General features: G+C 72.6%; 18 protein-coding genes and 1 pseudogene. 11 read left to right on the top strand and 8 right to left on the bottom strand.

Going from position 1 to position 18,213, the window contains the following annotated elements; all coding sequences use genetic code 11:
• Positions 1-6 precede the first annotated feature (6 nt).
• Positions 7-984, bottom strand: coding sequence for a TauD/TfdA dioxygenase family protein (locus RM812_RS03660; protein WP_311570914.1), 978 nt, complete (start codon positions 982-984; stop codon positions 7-9).
• A 178-nt stretch (positions 985-1,162) separates the two neighbouring features.
• Here RM812_RS03660 and RM812_RS03665 point away from each other — a divergent pair, with 178 nt between their 5' ends.
• The gene (locus RM812_RS03665) at positions 1,163-1,993 is read left to right on the top strand and encodes an aldo/keto reductase (protein ID WP_311570915.1); all 831 of its coding nucleotides are present in this window, start codon (positions 1,163-1,165) and stop codon (positions 1,991-1,993) included.
• A 50-nt stretch (positions 1,994-2,043) separates the two neighbouring features.
• Complete coding sequence (locus RM812_RS03670) at positions 2,044-2,661, top strand: DNA polymerase ligase N-terminal domain-containing protein (protein ID WP_311570916.1); 618 nt, start codon at positions 2,044-2,046, stop codon at positions 2,659-2,661.
• Between the two features lie 381 nt (positions 2,662-3,042).
• Here RM812_RS03670 and RM812_RS03675 read toward each other — a convergent pair whose 3' ends face one another.
• Together RM812_RS03675 and RM812_RS03680 are read right to left on the bottom strand one after the other, a co-directional pair.
• A complete protein-coding gene (locus RM812_RS03675; RefSeq protein ID WP_311570917.1) occupies positions 3,043-5,385 on the bottom strand; it encodes a SpoIIE family protein phosphatase in 2,343 nt (780 codons plus the stop codon).
• Positions 5,386-5,445: 60 nt separating this feature from the next.
• Positions 5,446-5,589, bottom strand: a pseudogene (locus tag RM812_RS03680) (peroxiredoxin); the annotation flags it as partial.
• A gap of 45 nt (positions 5,590-5,634) precedes the next feature.
• Between RM812_RS03680 and RM812_RS03685 the strand changes: the two are divergent.
• The gene (locus tag RM812_RS03685) at positions 5,635-5,817 is read left to right on the top strand and encodes a hypothetical protein (RefSeq protein WP_311570918.1); all 183 of its coding nucleotides are present in this window, start codon (positions 5,635-5,637) and stop codon (positions 5,815-5,817) included.
• 24 nt (positions 5,818-5,841) lie between these two features.
• Here the strand turns inward: RM812_RS03685 and RM812_RS03690 are convergent, their stop codons facing one another.
• Positions 5,842-6,498 carry a TetR/AcrR family transcriptional regulator gene (locus tag RM812_RS03690; RefSeq protein ID WP_311570919.1) on the bottom strand — a complete coding sequence of 219 codons (657 nt, stop codon included), beginning with the start codon at positions 6,496-6,498 and terminating at the stop codon, positions 5,842-5,844.
• 230 nt (positions 6,499-6,728) lie between these two features.
• Here RM812_RS03690 and RM812_RS03695 point away from each other — a divergent pair, with 230 nt between their 5' ends.
• The 4 genes from RM812_RS03695 to hemC all read left to right on the top strand — a co-directional run bounded on the left by RM812_RS03695 (position 6,729) and on the right by hemC (position 11,233).
• On the top strand, positions 6,729-8,186 hold the full coding sequence (locus tag RM812_RS03695) for an MFS transporter (protein ID WP_311570920.1): 1,458 nt from the start codon (positions 6,729-6,731) through the stop codon (positions 8,184-8,186).
• A gap of 132 nt (positions 8,187-8,318) precedes the next feature.
• The gene (locus tag RM812_RS03700; RefSeq protein ID WP_311570921.1) at positions 8,319-9,299 is read left to right on the top strand and encodes an ATP-dependent DNA ligase; all 981 of its coding nucleotides are present in this window, start codon (positions 8,319-8,321) and stop codon (positions 9,297-9,299) included.
• 155 nt (positions 9,300-9,454) lie between these two features.
• A complete protein-coding gene (locus RM812_RS03705) occupies positions 9,455-10,231 on the top strand; it encodes an NPP1 family protein (protein ID WP_311570922.1) in 777 nt (258 codons plus the stop codon).
• Positions 10,232-10,297: 66 nt separating this feature from the next.
• Positions 10,298-11,233: a hydroxymethylbilane synthase gene (gene hemC / locus RM812_RS03710; RefSeq protein ID WP_311570923.1), complete on the top strand. Its 936-nt coding sequence runs from the start codon at positions 10,298-10,300 to the stop codon at positions 11,231-11,233.
• 17 nt (positions 11,234-11,250) lie between these two features.
• Here hemC and RM812_RS03715 read toward each other — a convergent pair whose 3' ends face one another.
• Positions 11,251-11,775 (bottom strand): hypothetical protein, encoded by a 525-nt coding sequence (locus RM812_RS03715; protein ID WP_311570924.1) that lies wholly within the window; start codon positions 11,773-11,775, stop codon positions 11,251-11,253.
• 302 nt (positions 11,776-12,077) lie between these two features.
• Here RM812_RS03715 and RM812_RS03720 point away from each other — a divergent pair, with 302 nt between their 5' ends.
• Positions 12,078-12,869 (top strand): SigB/SigF/SigG family RNA polymerase sigma factor, encoded by a 792-nt coding sequence (locus tag RM812_RS03720; protein ID WP_311570946.1) that lies wholly within the window; start codon positions 12,078-12,080, stop codon positions 12,867-12,869.
• A gap of 32 nt (positions 12,870-12,901) precedes the next feature.
• On the opposite strand, the gene RM812_RS03725 is transcribed toward RM812_RS03720, so the two are convergent.
• Positions 12,902-13,222, bottom strand: a complete 321-nt coding sequence (locus RM812_RS03725) for an ANTAR domain-containing protein (protein WP_311570925.1) — start codon at positions 13,220-13,222, stop codon at positions 12,902-12,904.
• Between the two features lie 227 nt (positions 13,223-13,449).
• Here RM812_RS03725 and RM812_RS03730 point away from each other — a divergent pair, with 227 nt between their 5' ends.
• Positions 13,450-14,256, top strand: a complete 807-nt coding sequence (locus tag RM812_RS03730; protein ID WP_311570926.1) for a VOC family protein — start codon at positions 13,450-13,452, stop codon at positions 14,254-14,256.
• A 10-nt stretch (positions 14,257-14,266) separates the two neighbouring features.
• On the opposite strand, the gene glgX is transcribed toward RM812_RS03730, so the two are convergent.
• The gene (glgX, locus tag RM812_RS03735) at positions 14,267-16,414 is read right to left on the bottom strand and encodes a glycogen debranching protein GlgX (protein ID WP_311570927.1); all 2,148 of its coding nucleotides are present in this window, start codon (positions 16,412-16,414) and stop codon (positions 14,267-14,269) included.
• A complete protein-coding gene (locus tag RM812_RS03740; RefSeq protein ID WP_311570928.1) occupies positions 16,411-16,926 on the bottom strand; it encodes a pep a2 in 516 nt (171 codons plus the stop codon). The genes glgX and RM812_RS03740 overlap by 4 nt, the downstream gene beginning before the upstream one ends.
• Positions 16,927-17,165: 239 nt before the next feature.
• Here RM812_RS03740 and RM812_RS03745 point away from each other — a divergent pair, with 239 nt between their 5' ends.
• Both RM812_RS03745 and RM812_RS03750 read left to right on the top strand, forming a co-directional pair.
• The gene (locus tag RM812_RS03745) at positions 17,166-17,438 is read left to right on the top strand and encodes a DUF5133 domain-containing protein (protein WP_311570929.1); all 273 of its coding nucleotides are present in this window, start codon (positions 17,166-17,168) and stop codon (positions 17,436-17,438) included.
• A gap of 51 nt (positions 17,439-17,489) precedes the next feature.
• The coding region (locus tag RM812_RS03750) for a maltotransferase domain-containing protein (RefSeq protein WP_311570930.1) at positions 17,490-18,213 on the top strand (724 nt) is incomplete at its 3' end.

An 18,213-nucleotide genomic window follows, 5' to 3' on the forward strand; every position in this document is an offset into this window, starting at 1 on the left:
CCCGGGTCACCAGCGGCCCGGTTCGCTGCCGACGAGCGGCTCGGACGGGGTGCCGTCGACCCCGGCCGGTACGTCGCCGGTGAGCATCACCCGGTGCATGATCCGGGGGTGGCCGAGGTGGGCGTTGTCGCTCGGGGCGAGGTGGATGGTGGCCCGGTTGTCCCAGAAGGCGACGCTGCCCGGCTCCCAGCGGAAGCGGACGGTGTACTCGGGGCGGGTGGCCTGCTCCAGCAGCATCTCCAGGACCGCCGCGCTCTCGGGGCGGGAGAGTCCGGCGATCTGCTCGACGTAGTAGCCGTTGACGAAGAGCACCCGCTCGCCCGTCTCCGGGTGGACGCGGACCAGCGGGTGCACGGTCGCGGTCTGGTGGTCCAACAGGTGCCGGACGTAGGCGTCGTCGCCCGGCCGGGGCTGGTAGCCGACGCCGAGGCGGTGTTCGGCGCGCAGTCCGTCGACGAACGCACGCATCGGGGCGGACAGTCCGGCGTAGGCGGCGGCGAGGTTCGACCAGGTGGTGTCGCCGCCGTACGGCGGGACGGTCTCGGCGCGCAGGATGGTGGCGGCGGGCGGGTCGACGCGGGCGCCGTGGTCGCAGTGCCAGCCGCGCAGCAGCGTGTGGCGCCGGCGCCGCAGCCACTCGTCGTGCGTCATGCCGAACCGTCCGCCGAGTTCCAGCCGGTCGGCGGTCGTCTCCACCTCCGGGAAGCCCGCCCAAGACGCCTTGCCGCGCCGGGGCAGGACGACCGGTTCGCCGAAGCGGCGCGCGAACGCGACGTGCCCGGCGTGGTCGAGGCGCTGGCCCCGGAAGAACACCACCTTCCAGCGCAGCACCGCCGCGCGGATCGCGGCGACCTGTGCCTCGTCGAGGCCGGCGGCCAGGTCGACGCCGCCGATCTCGGCGCCGATGTACCCGGCGGCCGGTCTCACCTCGATCCCCGCGGCCTCTGTCGCCGTGCGTTCCGCCGTGGTCCGGTCCGTCGTCATGCGCACTCCGTTGGTCGATCGGTCGTCGGTCGGTCATCGGTCGGTCGGTCGTCCGATTGGGCCCCGGCAGAGATCGTGGCAGAACACCTCCCGCGCCGTCCGGTTGATCACCACTCACCCTGTGGGCGACGCTGGACGGGCGGCACACCGCCGTACACGGTCGAGGGAAGGTCCTACGGTGATCAGCATCCCGGCACACACGCTCAACGACGGCACCACGCTCCCCGCCCTGGGTCTGGGGACCTGGCCGATGAACGACGACGAGGCCGAGCGGGCGGTCCGCGAGGCCCTGGAGACGGGCTACCGCCTGATCGACACGGCGACGAACTACCGCAACGAGACCGGCGTCGGCCGCGGCGTGGCCGGCAGTGGTGTCCCCCGCGAGGACATCGTGGTGACGACCAAGCTGCCGGGCCGGCACCACGGCTACGAGGAGACGCTCGCCTCGTTCGAGGAGTCCCGCGCCCGGCTGGGCCTGGAGTACGTCGATCTGTATCTGATCCACTGGCCGCTGCCCCGCGTGGACAAGTACGTCGACTCCTGGAAGGCGATGGTCAAGCTGCGCGACGACGGCCTCGTGCGCTCGGTCGGCGTCTCGAACTTCACGGCGGAGCACATCGAGCGGCTGGAGAAGGAGACCGGCGTCCTGCCCTCCGTCAACCAGATCGAGCTGCACCCGCTCCTCCCGCAGGAGGAGCTGCGCGCCTTCCACGAGCGCAAGGGCATCCGCACGGAGAGCTGGAGCCCGCTGGGCCGCGGCAGCGACCTGCTGGACGATCCGGCCGTCGTCGCGGTCGCCGACGCGCACGGCGTGACGCCCGCCCAGGCGGTCCTGCGGTGGCACACCCAGCTCGGCGCGGTGCCCATTCCGAAGTCCGCCGACCCCGCGCGGCAGCGCGCGAACCTCGACGTGTTCGGCTTCGAACTGGACTCCGACCAGATGCGTTCGGTGGCGGACCGCGCGCACCGGCGGCTCGGCGGCGACCCGGAGGTGCACGAAGAGTTCTGACGGGGGTACCCGGTCCCGGTCGGCGCGGATGTCCCGGGAAGGAGCCGCAGGTGGGCGAGGGAGACGGGCTGCGGGACTACCGCGGCAGGCGTGACTTCGGCCGGACCGGTGAACCCGCGGGGCGCGGGGCGTCCCCGGAGGGCGAGGAGCCTCACTTCGTCGTGCAGATCCACGACGCGAGCACCCTGCACTTCGACTTCCGGCTGCAGGTGGCGGACGTGCTGAAGTCCTGGTCGGTGCCGAAGGGCCCGTCGGCGGACCCGAGCGACAAGCGGCTCGCCGTGCCCACGGAGGACCATCCGCTGGAGTACGAGGAGTTCGAGGGTGTGATCCCCGCGGGCGAGTACGGGGGCGGCACGGTGATCGTCTGGGACCACGGAACCTACGAGCAGCTGAGCCACGACCGCAGGGGCAGGCCGGTCGACTTCGGGGAGTCGCTCGCGCGCGGGCACGCCACGTTCCGGCTGCACGGCACGAAGCTGCGCGGCGAGTACGCGTTGACCCGGTTCCGCGGCGGGAAGGCCGGGGACGACGAGGAGGCGTGGCTCCTCGTGAAGACGGCCGGTGACGGGCCCCGGGGCCACGGCACCCCGGACCCCCGGCGCGCACGCTCCGCCCGCACCGGCCGCACCCTCGCCCGCGTCGCCGCGGAGGACCGGGAGAGCTGAGGCGCACGGCCGGGCGGAAACGCGACGTTCGGGGGCGCGGCGGAACGGTGTCCGGGGGCGCCGGGTGCGGCGGTTGCCAGGTGCGGGGGCGCCGGGTACGCGGGGTGGTGCCGGGTGCGCGAGGCGCCAGGTGCGTGGACGCCAGGCGCAGGAGCACCAGATGCGCGTGACGCCGGGTGCGCGAGGCGCCGGGTGCAGGGGTGTCAGGTGCAGGGGTGTCAGGTGCGCGAGGTGGCGCCGGATGCGGAAGCACCAGATGCGCCAGGCACCGGGCGCGGAGGGTGGCCGGTGGCGCGGGCGTCACGTGTTCGGCGACTGTGGGCGTGCGGGCGGCGGCCGTGTCGGGTGGTGGGCGGCAGCGCCGGGCGGGAGGCGGGTGGCTCACCGGGCGGGCAGCGGCTGTTCGGCCCAGATGGTCTTTCCGCTGCCCGTCTGCCGGCTGCCCCAGCGCTGGGTGAGCTGGGCGACGAGCAGCAGACCCCGGCCGCCCTCGTCGTAGGCGTGGGCCCGCCGCAGGTGCGGTGAGGTGGCGCTGCCGTCGGAGACCTCGCAGATGAGGGCGCTGTCACGGATGAGGCGCAGCTGGATGGGCGGTTCGCCGTAGCGGATCGCGTTGGTGACGAGCTCGCTGACGACGAGCTCGGTGACGAACGCCGCCTCGTCCAGGCCCCATTCCGCCAGCTGCTCGAGGACGGACCGCCGGGTGGCGGCCACGTGCGCGGGGTCGGACAGGACCTCCCAGGTACGTATCCGGTCCGCGCCCAGCGCCCGGGTACGCGCCAGCAGCAGCGCCACGTCGTCACTCGGCTCCTCCGGCATCACGGCCTTGAGCACGGTGTCGCAGAGCGCTTCGAGCGAGTGCGCGGGCGCGGTCAGGGCCCGGCACAGCTCCGCGGTGGAATGATCGATGTCGCGGCCGCGGTCCTCGAGGAGGCCGTCGGTGTACAGGGCGACGACGGAGCCCTCGGGCAGCAGCAGCTCGGTCGCCTCGAACGGCAGCCCGCCCACGCCCAGCGGCGGGCCGGCGGTCATGGGGACGAGCCGCGTGGTGCCGTCGGGCAGGACGACGGCGGGCGCGGGGTGCCCGGCGGCGGCCAGGGTGAGGCGGCGGGAGACGGGGTCGTAGACGGTGTAGAGGCAGGTGGCGCCCAGTTCGGCGACCTCCTCGCCGTCGTCGTCGGCCGCGAGGTGGGTGACGAGGTCGTCGAGGTGGGTGAGGAGTTCGTCGGGGGGCAGGTCGACGTCGGCGAGGGTGCGCACGGCCGTGCAGAGGCGGCCCATGGTCGCCGTGGACGGGATGCCGTGGCCGACCACGTCACCGACGACGAGCGCGACCCTGCTGCCGGACAACGGGATCACGTCGAACCAGTCGCCTCCGATGCCGGCCGCCGACACGGAGGGCAGATAGCGGTGGGCCACCTCGACCGCCATCTGTCCGGGCAGGTCGGTGGGCAGCAGGCTGTGCTGCAGGAGGAGTGCGGTGGCGCGCTCGCGGGCGAAGCGGCGGGCGTTGTCGACGCAGACCGCGGCCCGGCTGGCGAGTTCCTCGACGAGGACGGTGTCGTCGTCGGCGTACGGTGCCTGCGGGGTGGTGCGCACGGCCAGCACGACTCCCAGGGTGGTGCCGCGGGCCTTGAGCGGGACCGCCAGGGTCGAACAGATGCGCTCCCGGTAGGAGCGGTTGTACGGGGCCTGCTCATTGCGGACCCGCATCCAGCGGTCGAAGTCCGGGTCGCCCGGGCCGGTGCGCACCGCCCGCCCCTCTCTCAGCGCCCGCTGGGGCGCCGAGGACGGCGGATGGACGTCGATCTCCCCCAGGTGCACGGAGGCCCGGGGAAAACCTTCCGTGGTGGCGCTGTGCGCGACGCGGCGCAGCCCGGCGTCGCCGGTCGGCACCACGAAGGGTTCTCCCGTGCCCAGGACCCAGTCGAGCAGGTCGACGCCCGCGAAGTCGGCGAAGCGCGGGACGAGGAACTGGATCAGTTCCTCGGCGGTGCGCACCACGTCCAGGGTGGTGCCGATACCGGTCGCGGCCTCGTTCAGCAGGGCCAGCCGCTGCCGCGCGCGGTGCTGCTCGGTGCTCTCGAAACCCGCGACGGCCACGGCGGCCACCTCGTCGGACGCGTCGCGGACCGGCCACATCTCGATGGTCCAGGCGTGATCGCCGAGCGGGGAGGAGGCGGGCGTGCAGATCTCGTAGCGCGCGGGCCGCCCGGTGTCGACGACCTGCCGCATGTGCCGCACGAACTCCGGTCCGTTGGCGCCCATGTCGTCCATGGTCTCCGGAAGCCGCCGTCCGATCACGTCTTCCTCCGGCAACCCCAGCGCCCGGCGCGCCGTGTCGTTGACCCGCAGATAGCGCTGCCGGGTGTCGTGGACGGACATCGACAGGGACGCCTGCTGGAAGGTCTCCCCGGTCAGGCAGGGCGTGCGCTCGTCGGGCGGTTCGACGGTCACCGCGTATCCCGACGGTGTGCCGGCCGCCCCCAGCAGCGCCCTGCCGCGCAGGGGCAGCGGTACGGCGGAGCCGTCGCGGCGGCGGAGGAGAACCGTGCCCGACAGCGCGGACACGGCCCCGGGCGGCACCTCCTGGGCGAGCAGCTCCCGTGCGCTGCGGCCCACCGCCTCCTCGGCCGGGTAGCCGGTCAGCCGCCGGGCGCCCTCGCTCCACCCCGTCACCGTGCCGTGGACGTCCAGGGTCGCCGCGGCGGAGGCATGCTCCATAGCGTCCAGGATCGACCCATTGCGGACCGGTTTCAACCGCGACCGAGCGGGAGCGGCACCCTACCCCGGGTGAGCGCGCAGTGCGGCCAGGGCGCGGTCGGCGTGCGTGTTCGTCCTCAGCTCGCTGCGGACGACCTCGAGCAGGGTGCGGTCCTGTCCGACGACGAGGGTGACCCGCTTGGTGGGGGCCGGGCCGAACCCTCGGGGGCCCTGTCGGTGGAGACCGACGAGCGCTCCGGCGACGTCCTGGTGGTCAACCGCGCCGCCGCCCACGTCATCCGCGTCGACGTCAAGAAGGGCGTCGAGGAGACCATCGCCGCCGGCACCAACCCCCACCACGTGGAGATCGCCGACGGCACCGCCTACGTGGTCGGCAAGTCCGGGGCCACCGCGACCGGGGACACCGCGACCCGCATCCGCCTCGCCCGCTGATCCCGCTCCGTCACCGCGCGCCCGTCACTCCCCGCCCCGGGGCGTGACGGGCGCCAGCCACATGCCCACGATCGCGTCGACGAGCCCGTCCGCGGCGTCCTGCCAACTGGCGCGGGGGGTGGGGCGGTTCTCGGCGAGGGCACGCTCCCGCTCGGCCGCCGTGTGCACGATGAGGTGACGGGCCATGTCCCCCCGCTCGGCGCGGACCTCGTCGGGCAGGTCGGGCATGCACCGCGCCCGCCCCTCGATGATCCTGCGCAGGGACTGCGAGGACCGGGACTCCTCGACCATGATCTGCCGCAGGGCGGGGTCCGTCATGACCTGTGCGCAAAACCGCGCGTACCAGGTCGGGCTGCCCAGCGCCGCCAGGTGGTCGTACTGCGGCCTGACCAGGCAGTCCACCCAGTCGCGCAGGTCCGTCGAGTCGCCGAGGGCGGCCAGTTGCCGGGCGCGCAGGTCCTCGACCCGTACGGAGTGCCGCTGGGCGATGGCGCGCACCAGGTCGGCCTTCGTACCGAAGTGGTAGCCGACCGCGGCGTTGTTGCCCTGCCCGGCAGCCTCGCTGACCTGGCGGTTGGAGACCGCGTACACCCCGTGCTCGGCGAACAGCCGCTCGGCGGTGGTCAGGATCAGCTGCCGGGTCGTGCTGACCTGGTCCGCCCGCGCCGTCCTGCCCGCCATGCTCACCACCGCGCCGGGACCTTCCTCGTGCCCCGCGCCGGCCAGTCCCTCGAGTCGCCGCAGGTCCGCCGTATGGCGGCGCTTACCACGGAAGCCTACGCAACGCCGGATTCCGGGCGGTGCGCGGCCCGGATGCCGCGGGTGTGTCTCCCGCCCCTTAGAGTACGTCAAGCGACTGACTTAAATTTCTCTCCGGTGCGGTCCGCGCCCGTGACTCGAAAGGCTCCTCCATGCCCGCATCCCCCACCGCGTCACGGCCCAACGCCGTGGTGGCGGTACTGGCCCTGGCCGGGATCGTCGTCTCGCTGATGCAGACCCTGGTCATCCCGATCGTCCCGGAGCTGCCGAAGCTCCTGGACGCACCGGCGTCGGACGCCGCGTGGGCGGTGACCGCCACGCTGCTGGCCGCCGCCGTGGCCACCCCCGTCGTCGGCCGGCTCGGCGACATGGCCGGCAAGCGGCGGATGCTGCTGTTCAGCCTGGTACTGCTGATCGCCGGGTCCGTCATCTGCGCACTGAGCGACGCCCTCGTCCCGATGGTCGTCGGCCGCGCCATGCAGGGACTGTCGGCCGCCGTGATCCCGCTCGGCATCAGCATCATGCGCGACGAGCTGCCCGCCGAGCGGCTGGCCGGCGCCACGGCCCTGATGAGCGCCTCGCTCGGAGTCGGCGGCGCGCTCGGTCTGCCCGCCGCCGCGCTGATCGCGGACAACCTCGACTGGCACATGCTCTTCTGGACCTCCGGCGCGCTCGGCGCCGTCGCGCTGGTGCTGGTACTGGCACTCGTGCCCGAGTCGGCGGTGCGCACCGGTGGCCGCTTCGACCTCCTCGGCGGCATCGGCATGGCGGCCGGCCTGGTGTGCCTGCTGCTGGCGATCTCCAAGGGCGCCGACTGGGGCTGGACCGGCGGACTCACTCTCGGTCTGTTCGCGGCGGCCGTGGTGATCCTGCTGGTGTGGGGCCGGTGGGAGCTGCGCACCCCGCAGCCGCTGGTGGACCTGCGCACCACCGCCCGCCGTCAGGTGCTGTTCACCAACCTGGCGTCCATAGCCGTCGGTTTCTCCATGTTCGCGATGTCCCTGGTGCTTCCGCAGCTCCTGCAGTTGCCCGAGGCCACCGGTTTTGGTCTCGGCCGCTCGCTGCTGACCGCCGGCCTGGTGATGGCGCCGTCCGGCCTGGTGATGATGGCGTTCGCCCCGGTCTCCGCGAGCGTCTCCAAGGCCCGGGGCCCGAAGGTGACGCTGATGATCGGCGCCCTGATCGTGGCGGCCGGGTACGGGCTGAACATCGTGCTGATGTCCGAGGTCTGGCACCTGGTGCTGGTCTCCTGCGTCATCGGCGCGGGCATCGGCTTCACCTACGGCGCCATGCCGGCCCTGATCATGGGCGCGGTGCCGGCCGCCGAGACGGCCGCCGCGAACAGCCTGAACACCCTCATGCGGTCCATCGGCACCTCGGTCGCCAGCGCCATCGCCGGGGTGATCCTGGCCCAGATGACCATCAGCCTCGGCGGCTTCGCCCTGCCGTCGGAGAACGCCTTCAAGGTGGTCATGGCCATCGGCGCCGGTGCGGCGCTGCTCGCCTTCGCGATCGCCTCCTTCATCCCCCGGCACCGTCCGGCCGGCGCGGTGCCCGCGCCCGCGGGATCGGCCGACGGTGTCGAGGCCGGCGCCGCCTCCGTGCGCTGACCCGGCCCCGGTACGCCGGCGACGGCGCCGGTACCGCCGCCCCTGCGCACGGGGGCGGGGGCAGCGGCGCCGTTCAGGCGAACCTGGCGGACAACGCGCGTGGGGGCGCGCGGGCACGTCGAGAACTGACCCGTGGAGCTGCCGCTGATCCCGCCCATGCTCGCCACCCCCGGCGCCCTGCCGCCCGCCGCGCAGGACGCGCGCTGGGCCTACGAGACCAAGCAGGACGGCCAGCGCGTGGTGGTCTACCTGCCCGGCGACGGCAGTGTGCTGCTGCGGGCCCGCTCCGGACAGGACATCACGGCCGCCTATCCCGAACTGGCGCCGCTCGCCACCGCGCTCGCCGGCACTCCCGCCGTCCTGGACGGAGAGGTCCTGGCCCTGGACGAACGGGGCCGCGCCGACTTCCAGTTGCTCCAGTCCCGCATGGGCCTCGCGCACGCCCCGGGCCGGGCCGCGCACCGGGCGGGGCGGGTCCCCGTCCATCTGGTGCTGTTCGACGCCCTGCACCTGGGCCCCCGCTCCCTCCTGCGCCTGCCCTACACCCGTCGCCGCGAGCAACTGGCGGACCTCGCTCTCGACGGCCCCTCCTGGTCGACCCCGGCCGCACTGGTCGGCCACGGCGAACAGGCCCTGCGGGCCACCCGCGAGCACGGCCTGGAGGGCCTGGTGTGCAAGCGGCTGGACTCGGTGTACGAACCCGGGGTCCGTTCCCGGGCCTGGATCAAGATCCGCAACATGCGCAGTGAGGACGTCGTGGTGGGCGGCTGGCTGCCCGGCAAGGGACGGCTCACGGGCCTGCCGGGTGCCGTGCTGGTCGGCCAGCGCGCCGCGGGCCGGCTGCGCTACGTCGGCGGGGTCGGCACCGGCTGGAGCGCGGCCGAGCGCACCGAGCTGGCCGCACTGCTGCGGGCCGCGGCGACGGACGTGTGCCCCTTCGAACCCGTGCCGCCGGTGCCGGGAGCGCGCTGGGTCGTCCCCCGGCTGGTCGGCGAGGTCCGCTACAGCACCCGTACCCGGGAGGGCATGCTGCGCCAGCCGTCCTGGCTCCGGCTCCGCCCGGACCTCGCGCCCGAGGAGTCCGCCGCCGACATTCCGGACGACCTGGTGTGACGACGTGACCCGGTGACGGCATGACGGGCCAAGTATTGGGCTGCCCTTCACCGCGAGGACGCCCCTCCTCTTGGCGTGCACATGAAAAGACGACACCCTGAACACCCTTTCCCTTCCCAGCCCTTGGGCTGTGCCCGGAATCAGAGGAGGACGCGGTGTCGTCGCGTACCACCACAACCCGCCGCAAGAGATGGCTCACCGCACCGCTCGGTGCCCTCGCCCTCGTCGTCGCCTTCCCCGCCACCGCCTTCGCCGCCCCTCCCCAGGCACTGCCCGGCAACGCCGACAGCCTGGAACGCGCGTACCAGCCCGCCTTCGACTACGACACCGACGGCTGCTACCCGACGCCGGCCATCGGTTCCGACGGCGCGGTCAACGGCGGGCTCAACCCGACCGGCGCCGTCAACGGCAACTGCCGGGACGCCGTCGACCTGGACAACACCAACGGCTACGCGCGCGCCAGGTGCAACAACGGCTGGTGCGCCTACATGTACGGCCTCTACTTCGAGAAGGACCAGGCGCTGCCCGGCAGCAGCCTCGGCGGCCACCGGCACGACTGGGAGCACGTCGTGGTGTGGGTGCGCGAGGGCACCGTCGAGTACGTCGCGACCTCCCACCACGGCTCGTTCAGCGTGCACGCGAGGTCGGCGGTCCGTTTCGACGGCACCCACCCGAAGGTCGTCTACCACAAGGACGGCATCAGCACCCACTGCTTCCGCCTGGCGACCTCGGGGGACGAGCCCCCGGAGAACCACAAGGTCAACTGGCAGTACCCGACCCTGGTCGGCTGGAACGGCTATCCGGCCGGCCTGCGCGACCGGCTGAGCGCGTACGACTTCGGCAGCGCCCACTTCGGCCTCAAGGACGGCAGCTTCGCCTCCCACCTGGCCGCCGCCAAGCCCCCCGGCATCCCCTTCGACCCGAACGCGTGAGACGGCGGCGGGCCAGTCGGGCGAACCATGCGACCGGAGCACCCCCGGGACCACTATCGTGTCCGCATGTCCGTCCCCGAACTGATCCGTATCGTCTCCCGCGACTCCCCCATGGCCCTGGCGCAGGTCGAGCGCGTCCGGGCCGAGTTGGCGGCCCTCCACCCCGGCGTGCGCACCGAGGTCGTGCCGGTGAAGACCACCGGCGACAAGTGGCTGGGCGATCTGTCACAGGTGGAGGGCAAGGGCGCGTTCACCAAGGAGGTCGACGCCGCGCTGCTGTCGGGTGAGGCCGATCTCGCGGTGCACTGCGTCAAGGACGTGCCCGCCGACCGGCCGCTGCCGGCGGGCACCGTGTTCGCCGCGTTCCTGAAGCGGGACGACATCCGGGACGCCCTCGTCCACCCGGACGGGCTCACCCTGGACGAACTCCCCGCCGGGACCCGCGTCGGCACCTCCTCGGTGCGTCGCGTCGCCCAACTGGCCGCCACCCACCCGCACCTGAGGTGCGTTCCGTTCCGGGGCAACGCCAATCGGCGGCTCGCCAAGCTGGCCGCCGGGGAGGCGGACGCCCTGCTGCTCGCGGTCTCCGGGCTGGAGCGCATCGGCCGTCGTGACGTGATCAGCGAGGTCCTGTCCACCGAGACGATGATGCCGCCGATCGGCGCGGGCATCCTCGCCCTGCAGTGCCGCAAGGGCGACGGCGACCTCATCGACGCGGTCAGCGGCCTCGGCCACCCGGACACCCATCGGGAGGCCACGGCGGAGCGCATGTTCCTGCACGTCCTCCAGGGGCACTGCAACAGCCCGATCGCCGGCTACGCGCGCGTGGACCGGAGCGGTGAACTCTCCCTGCGGGCCTGTGTCTTCACGCCGGACGGCAAGACGCGGCTGAACGCCCACGAGTGGGCCGGCCGGCTGGACCCGGCCACCCTCGGCACGTCGGTCGCCGTGGCGCTGCTGCGTCAGGGCGCCCGCGAGATCATCGACGGCATCGCGCACTGAGACCCCCGGGCCGGGGATCAGGCGGTGCCCTCCTCCGCCTGGTCCCGCAGGAAGGCGCTCACCTGGTGCGCCAGCCCGTCGTCCCGCGCCGCGCCGGTGAGGGACCCGGAGGCCCCCTCGTGCAACCCGAGGCCGCCGGTCCACAGCCGGCGGTCGGCCCACTCCTCGTCCACCCGCACCTGCACCTGCACGTCCACCTGGCCGAGGCTCGCCTCCGGGCCGGCCGCGTAGAGCACGGCGGTGGCACGGCGCAGCGGGTAGACGTCGAAGCCCTCGATGAACTGGGAGTTGCGCCAGTCGAGGAAGGCGCTTTCCCCGTCGGGCCCGATCCGCACGTCGACCTGGCCGTCCTCGAGGTGGATGCCGAGGTGCCGGTTCCCCCGGTTCTCCACGGTCACCCGGACGCAGAAGTAGGTCAGCCCCTCGGCGGCGTCGTCGCGGCCGCGGGGCGGCTCGGCCGGCTCAAGACGGTGGACGCGGACCCGTAGACCGGCGTGCTCGTCGTACTCCTGCCAGTCCCCGACCACGTTCGGCTCGTACACGATGCCCCTCTCGACCTCTCGACGCTGCTTCCTATCTGTGCCCTCAGCACGCTGTCAAATGAGCGGATTGCGCTGTGGCCAGGCACTTCGACCCGATTTGTTCAGCGATCAAGCGTTGCGCAGCGACGATCCGCCGACGGCCACCCCGGACGATCACCCGGAGCGTGCCACACATCACGTTCCGCAGCGCCGCCGCCGCGATCAACGACCTGCGGCCGTTCAGGTGGCCGTCCGGGGCATTCGCGCTCAGTATCCATATATACGAGGATTTGCCAGCACCCCTGCTGAGGGAGGTGCGCACCATGCGTATCGCCGGCGGAACCAAGCCCCACCCCCACGACGACGCCCCCGACACCGCCGCGGCGTTCGAACGGCTCGCCACGCTGCCCGAGGGAGCCGAGCGCACGGCGCTGCGGGACGACCTGATCCAGGTCTGGCTGCCCATGGCCGAGCGGATAGCCGTCCGCTTCCGGGGCCGCGGGGAGAACCTGGAGGACCTCTACCAGGTGGCGGCCCTCGGTCTGGTCAAGGCCGTCGACCACTACGACCCGGAACGCGGCCACGCCTTCGAGGCGTACGCCGTACCGACCGTGACCGGCGAGATCAAACGGCACTTCCGCGACCACATGTGGACCCTGCACGTGCCGCGCAGGATCCAGGACCTGCGCAACCGGGTACGCAAATCCGCGAAGGAACTGGCCCAGACCACGCCGGGGCGCGCCCCCACGGTCGAGGAGATCGCCGAGCACGCGCAGCTGACCACGGCCGAGGTCCGCACGGGCATGGAGGCGCTGGAGTGCTTCTCCGCCCTCTCCCTGGAGGCCGAGATGCCCGGCACCGACGGGTACGCACTGGGGGACGCGCTCGGCGGCCCGGACCCGGCCTTCGACACGGTGGTGGACCGGGTGGCCGTCCGGCCCTGTCTGGAGGCGCTGCCCGAGCGCGAGCGCACCATCCTCTACCTGCGTTTCTTCGGCGGGATGACGCAGAGCCGCATCGCGCAGCAGCTCGGCATCTCCCAGATGCACGTCTCCCGGCTGCTCAGCGGCTGCTTCGACCGGATCCGCGAGGAGATCCTCGCGGAGGTCCGCTGAGGCCTCGCGGAGGTCCGCCGGGGCCTGTCACCTCACCGCTCCGGTGGGGTGCCGGGGATCTGCGGGGGGCCGTGACGGTCCAGGCAGTCCTCGAGAGCGGCCCGGATCTCCGGCGGCATCACTCCGGCGCGCCCCCAGATGAGTATCGTTTCGGCGACATTGCGCAGTTTGATGTTCGTATGCTGGGAAACTTCCTTCAGTACGATCCACCCCTGGTCGGGTGTGACGCGGCCGAGGGCGACGATCATCCCGATCGCCTGGTCGACGACGGCGTGCGAGACGACCGCCTCCTTCAGTTGCCGGACCTGTTCCTGCAGCTCGAAGATCTGGTCCGAGCCCGAGTCCGTGGGCATGGTCACCTCCGGATCCGGCGGGTCACCGCCGCCTGTGCCGCGCGGTACGGCTCCGAGGCCTCCATCGTGGTCACATGTGCGTTCCGGCGCCACTGGGCCGTCCGGGGCGCGTCCGCCACCGTTTCGGCACGCCCGCCGGGGTACTCGGCAGGCGCCCGCCGCACTCCCGGTCGGACACTGGTGTGGAGCCGGTGGCTGCCGGTGGACGAGACCAGGACACGACTGCCATGAAACACGACATGACCTCCCCCGCCGGCGAGGAGAGCCTCCTGTCCACGCACTCCGTGTACGGGGCCCCCTGCTGGGTGAGTCTGACCAGCCGTGATCTGCAGGCCACCGAGGACTTCTACTCCGCCGTGCTGGGCTGGCGGTGGCGGCCCGCCAAGCTGGGCGACCCCTTCCGGATCGCCCTGGCCGACGGGGCGCCGGTCGCCGGGATCGCCGCGGTCGCCGCGATGTGGCAGATGGCGGTGGCGTGGACGCCGTACTTCGCCGTGCGCAGCGCCGACGAGGCCGTGTCGCGGGCGCAGGAGCGCGGTGGCACGGCCGCGGTCGGGCCGATCTCCCTCCCACCCGGGCGGGCGGCGCTGCTGGCCGACCGGGACGGCGCGACCTTCGGCATCTGGGAGGGCGAGCTGTTCTCCGACTGGGAGACCTGGCGCACCTCGCGCCCCGCCTTCATCCGGCTGCACACGCGCGACGCCTTCGACGCCGCGATCTTCTACGGCGAGATCTTCGACTGGGCGTCGGGGACCAGTGGCTGCTGCGAGGTCCGGTACGAGGGCGACGAGGTGGTGCTGCGCAGCGACGGTGACGTGGTGGCACGCATCGAGTCGGGCGCCCTGGGAGCGGCGCCCGACCCGGCCATCCGGCCGCACTGGCAGGTTCACTTCGCGGTCGAGGACGTCGCGGCCTGTGCCCGTACCGCGGAGCGGCACGGCGGCAGCGTGCTGTCGCTGAGCGGCGACGAGGCCGTGCTCCGCGATGCCGACGGCGCGCAGTTCACGGTGACCGCGCGCCGCCTCGGAGGCTGATCCCACGGGCTCACCGGCCGGTGCGGGACGGCCGGGACAGCAGGACCAGACTGCGCTGCCCGACCGTCAGGACGGTGCCCGCCTTGTGCTCCGCCTCGTCCGGCGTGCCCTCCGGGTCGGCTGTGTCGATCAGGGTCGCCCAGCGTTCGCCGTAGGTGACGTCGGGCAGCCGGAAGCGAGCCGGCTCCCAGTGGCTGTTGAGCAGCAGCAGGAAGGAGTCGTCCACCACGGGCCGGCCGCACGGATCGGGTTCGGCGATGGCATCGCCGTTGAGGAAGACGCCTACGGCGTGCGCGTCGGAGCGCTGCCAGTCGTCGTCGGACATCTCCCGGGCGTCCGGCAGCAGCCACACCAGGTCCGGCAGCGGCTGGTCCGCGTTGGTCGCCGTCTCGCCGCGGAAGTAGCGGCGCCGGCGCAGGACGGGGTGGGCGGCGCGCAGCGCGATGACGCGCCTGGTGAAGTCCAGCAGGGCACGCTGCTGGGCGCCCGGGCGCCAGTCGACCCAGGAGATGTCGTTGTCCTGGCAGTAGGCGTTGTTGTTGCCCCGCTGGGTGCGGCCCGTCTCGTCGCCGTGGCAGAGCATCGGGATGCCCTGGGAGAGGAGGAGGGTGGCGAGGAAGTTGCGCTGCTGACGGCCGCGGAGCTCCCGGACGCCCGGGTCCTTCGTCTCGCCCTCCGCGCCGCAGTTCCAGGACCGGTTGTGGCTCTCGCCGTCCCTGTTGCCCTCGCCGTTGGCCTCGTTGTGCTTGTCGTTGTAGGAGACGAGGTCGCGCAGGGTGAAACCGTCGTGGGCGGTGACGAAGTTGACGCTGGCGCGGGGGCGGCGCCGGCTGTGCTGGTACAGGTCGGAGGAGCCGGTCAGCCGGGAGGCGAACTCGCCGAGCGTGTGTTCCTCGCCGCGCCAGAAGTCCCGTACCGCGTCGCGGTACATGCCGTTCCACTCCGACCACAGCGGGGGGAAGTTGCCCACCTGATAGCCGCCCTCGCCCACGTCCCAGGGCTCGGCGATCAGCTTGACCCGGCTGATCACCGGGTCCTGCTGGATGAGGTCGAAGAACGCCGAGAGGCGGTCCACCTCGTGGAACTGCCGGGCCAGGGTGGCCGCGAGGTCGAAGCGGAAGCCGTCGACGTGCATCTCGGTGACCCAGTACCGCAGCGAGTCCATGATCAGCTGGAGCACGTAGGGGTGCCGCATCAGCAGGCTGTTGCCGGTGCCGGTGGTGTCGTAGTAGTGCTGCCAGTCGCCGTCCACCAAACGGTAGTACGAGGCGTTGTCGATGCCGCGGAAGGAGAGGGTGGGGCCCTTCTCGTTGCCCTCGGCGGTGTGGTTGTAGACCACGTCGAGGATCACCTCGAGGCCGGCCTCGTGCAGGGTCTTGACCATCGACTTGAACTCGGTGACCTGCTGTCCGCGGGTGCCGAGGGCGGCGTAGCCGTTGTGGGGCGCGAAGAAGCCGATGGTGTTGTAGCCCCAGTAGTTGGACAGTCCGCGGTCCGTCAGGACGCCGTCGTGCACGAACTGGTGCACCGGCATGAGCTCGACGGCGGTCACGCCGAGGGAGGTCAGGTGGTCCACGATCGCCGGGTGCGCCAACCCGGCGTAGGTGCCGCGCTGTTCGTCGGGCACGTCGGGGTGGGTGCGGGTGAGGCCGCGGACGTGGGCCTCGTAGATCACGGTCTCCGAGTACGGGCGCCGCGGCGGGCGGTCGTCGCCCCAGTCGAAGAACGGGTCGGTGACCACGCCGAGCATGGTGTGCCCGGCGCTGTCCCCGGGGTCGGGCCTGCCGTGGGCGCGCTCGAAGAGGGAGGCGTGGTTGTCCACCATCCCGTCCACGGCGCGGGTGTAGGGGTCCAGGAGCAGCTTCGCCGGGTTGCACCGGTGGCCCACGGCCGGGGCCCAGGGACCGTGGACCCGGTAGCCGTAGCGCTGTCCCGGGCCGACACCGGGCAGGTAGCCGTGCCAGACGAAGCCGTCGACCTCGGGCATCGGCACGGTGCTGTGGGTGCCGTCGTCGTCGACGAGGACGAGGTCGACGCGTTCGGCGACCTCGCTGAACAGCGCGAAGTTGGTGCCCTGGCCGTCGTACGCGGCCCCGAGCGGATAGGGGTGCCCGCTCCATACGGGCGCCCCCTTCCAGTTCGGCCGGGCGCGGGTCACCGGGCCCCCGTCAGTACGCCGTTCGTGGTGACGGCCGGGCCGGCCAGCCGGGCCACCGGCATGATCTCGCGTGGCACGTCCAGCCCCTCCTGCGTGATCGGCTCCGGCGCCCTCGCCACCAGCGGGACGCGTTCGCCGGCCCGGGCGCGCTGCGAGAACCAGATGACCTTGGCGCCGGTGTCGGTGGCGCAGCAGCCCCAGCCGTCGCTGGTCGCGGCGAGGTGCTGCAGGCAGGTGCGCAGGTCCTGGTCGGGACGGAGCGCGTGGTCGTTGCCCCCTACGGCCGTGATGAGGTGCTGGCGGTTCCACCACATCTCGATCGACGTGTTCTTGTCGCTCGCGTGCTCGTCGATCGCGCGCAGCAGCATCTCGGCACCGGAGCAGACGGGTTCGACGAGGTTCTCCAGGTCCCAGAACCGGAGGTGAGCGGCCAGGATGCGCCTGACCTGTCCGACCCGTTCCGGGCTCACTTCCACGTCGAGGTGGTAGTAGCAGGGCACTGCGGTCTTCATCGTCGTTGCTCCTCACCGCGAAAGCTCTCGCTCCTCCCCGCCCCTTGGGGGACAGGCACCCCGAACACGAAGCGTGAGCGCTGATCGCTTCTGAGTCACTCCAGAGTGAGAGCAGTAGTCCATTCGTGCAACACGAAGAAGCGGTTGAAGTTCCAACAAGACGAGGCGTCACCGTCCGTGCACCATGTGTGAAGAACTCGATCGTCCGTACCCCCGGACCGCCCGGAAGGTGACCGGCCATGCTGCTCCCTGCGAAGACAGAAGTCGCCCGGCAGCTGCGGCATTACCGCGCCTGGGAACGTTCGATGCTCGCGTCCCCGACGGACGTGGGCGTACGCGCCACTTTCGAGGACTCCGGCTACACCCTCTGCGTGCTGATGGGAAAGCGGTGCGCACGCGAGGCCGCGGATGCCGCCGAACGGTATCTGCGGACGAGCCTGGTCACCCATGCGCAGGAGCAGGCGGACCGGCTCTCGCCGTCGGGGCGCAGGACCCCCTCCGGCGCGGCTTGACACAACGGCCGGGCGCGGGCCCGGCCTCGAGCACGGCGGAGGTGAGATCGGATGAGTACGGCCGTGGAGATCGGACGCATCCCGGTTCGGGACGTCCACCCGGTGGTGGAGTACGGCAGGCGCCCGGCGAAGGCGGTGGCGGGAGAGACGTTCGAGGTCACCGCCTCCGTGTTCCGCGAGGGGCACGAGGCGGTGGCCGCCAACGTCGTCCTGAAGGACCCCGAGGGCCGGCCGGGCCCATGGACGCCGATGCGGGAGCTGGCCCCGGGCAGCGACCGCTGGGGCGCCGAGGTCACCCCGGGGTCCCCGGGGCGCTGGACCTACCGGGTGGAGGCGTGGAGCGACCCCGTCACCACGTGGCAGCGCCATGCGCGGATCAAGGTCCCGGCCGGCATCGACGCCGGCCTCGTCCTGGAGGAGGGGGCCGAGCTGTACCGGCGGGCCGCCGCGGGGGTGCCGAAGGACGCCGGCCGGGCCGTGGTGCTGGCCGCCGCGGCCGCCCTGTTCGACGACACACTGCCCGTGGCGACCCGGCTGGCGGCGGCGTTGACGCCCCAGGTGGACGCGGTCCTGGCGAGGCATCCGCTGCGGGAGCTGGTCACCACCTCCGACCCGCTGCCCCTGCTCGTGGAACGCGAACGCGCCCTGTACGGCGCCTGGTACGAGTTCTTCCCCCGCTCCGAGGGCACCCCCGACCGGCCCCACGGCACTTTCCGCACCGCCGCCCGCCGCCTGCCCGCCATCGCCGCGATGGGCTTCGACGTCGTCTACCTCC

This window comes from Streptomyces lancefieldiae, from assembly GCF_031845825.1.
Classification (GTDB): Bacteria; Actinomycetota; Actinomycetes; order Streptomycetales; family Streptomycetaceae; genus Streptomyces; species Streptomyces lancefieldiae.

Excerpts from the sequence above, each read along its gene's own strand:
- RM812_RS03675 (WP_311570917.1), bottom strand. The coding sequence starts at position 5,385 with ATGGAGCATGCCTCCGCCGCGGCGACCCTGGACGTCCACGGCACGGTG.
- RM812_RS03720 (WP_311570946.1), top strand. The coding sequence starts at position 12,078 with ATGCGTATCGCCGGCGGAACCAAGCCCCACCCCCACGACGACGCCCCC.
- RM812_RS03745 (WP_311570929.1), top strand. The coding sequence starts at position 17,166 with ATGCTGCTCCCTGCGAAGACAGAAGTCGCCCGGCAGCTGCGGCATTAC.
- RM812_RS03740 (WP_311570928.1), bottom strand. The coding sequence starts at position 16,926 with ATGAAGACCGCAGTGCCCTGCTACTACCACCTCGACGTGGAAGTGAGC.
- hemC (WP_311570923.1), top strand. The coding sequence starts at position 10,298 with ATGTCCGTCCCCGAACTGATCCGTATCGTCTCCCGCGACTCCCCCATG.
- RM812_RS03725 (WP_311570925.1), bottom strand. The coding sequence starts at position 13,222 with ATGCCCACGGACTCGGGCTCGGACCAGATCTTCGAGCTGCAGGAACAG.
- RM812_RS03660 (WP_311570914.1), bottom strand. The coding sequence starts at position 984 with ATGACGACGGACCGGACCACGGCGGAACGCACGGCGACAGAGGCCGCG.
- RM812_RS03690 (WP_311570919.1), bottom strand. The coding sequence starts at position 6,498 with ATGGCGGGCAGGACGGCGCGGGCGGACCAGGTCAGCACGACCCGGCAG.
- RM812_RS03730 (WP_311570926.1), top strand. The coding sequence starts at position 13,450 with ATGAAACACGACATGACCTCCCCCGCCGGCGAGGAGAGCCTCCTGTCC.
- RM812_RS03695 (WP_311570920.1), top strand. The coding sequence starts at position 6,729 with ATGCCCGCATCCCCCACCGCGTCACGGCCCAACGCCGTGGTGGCGGTA.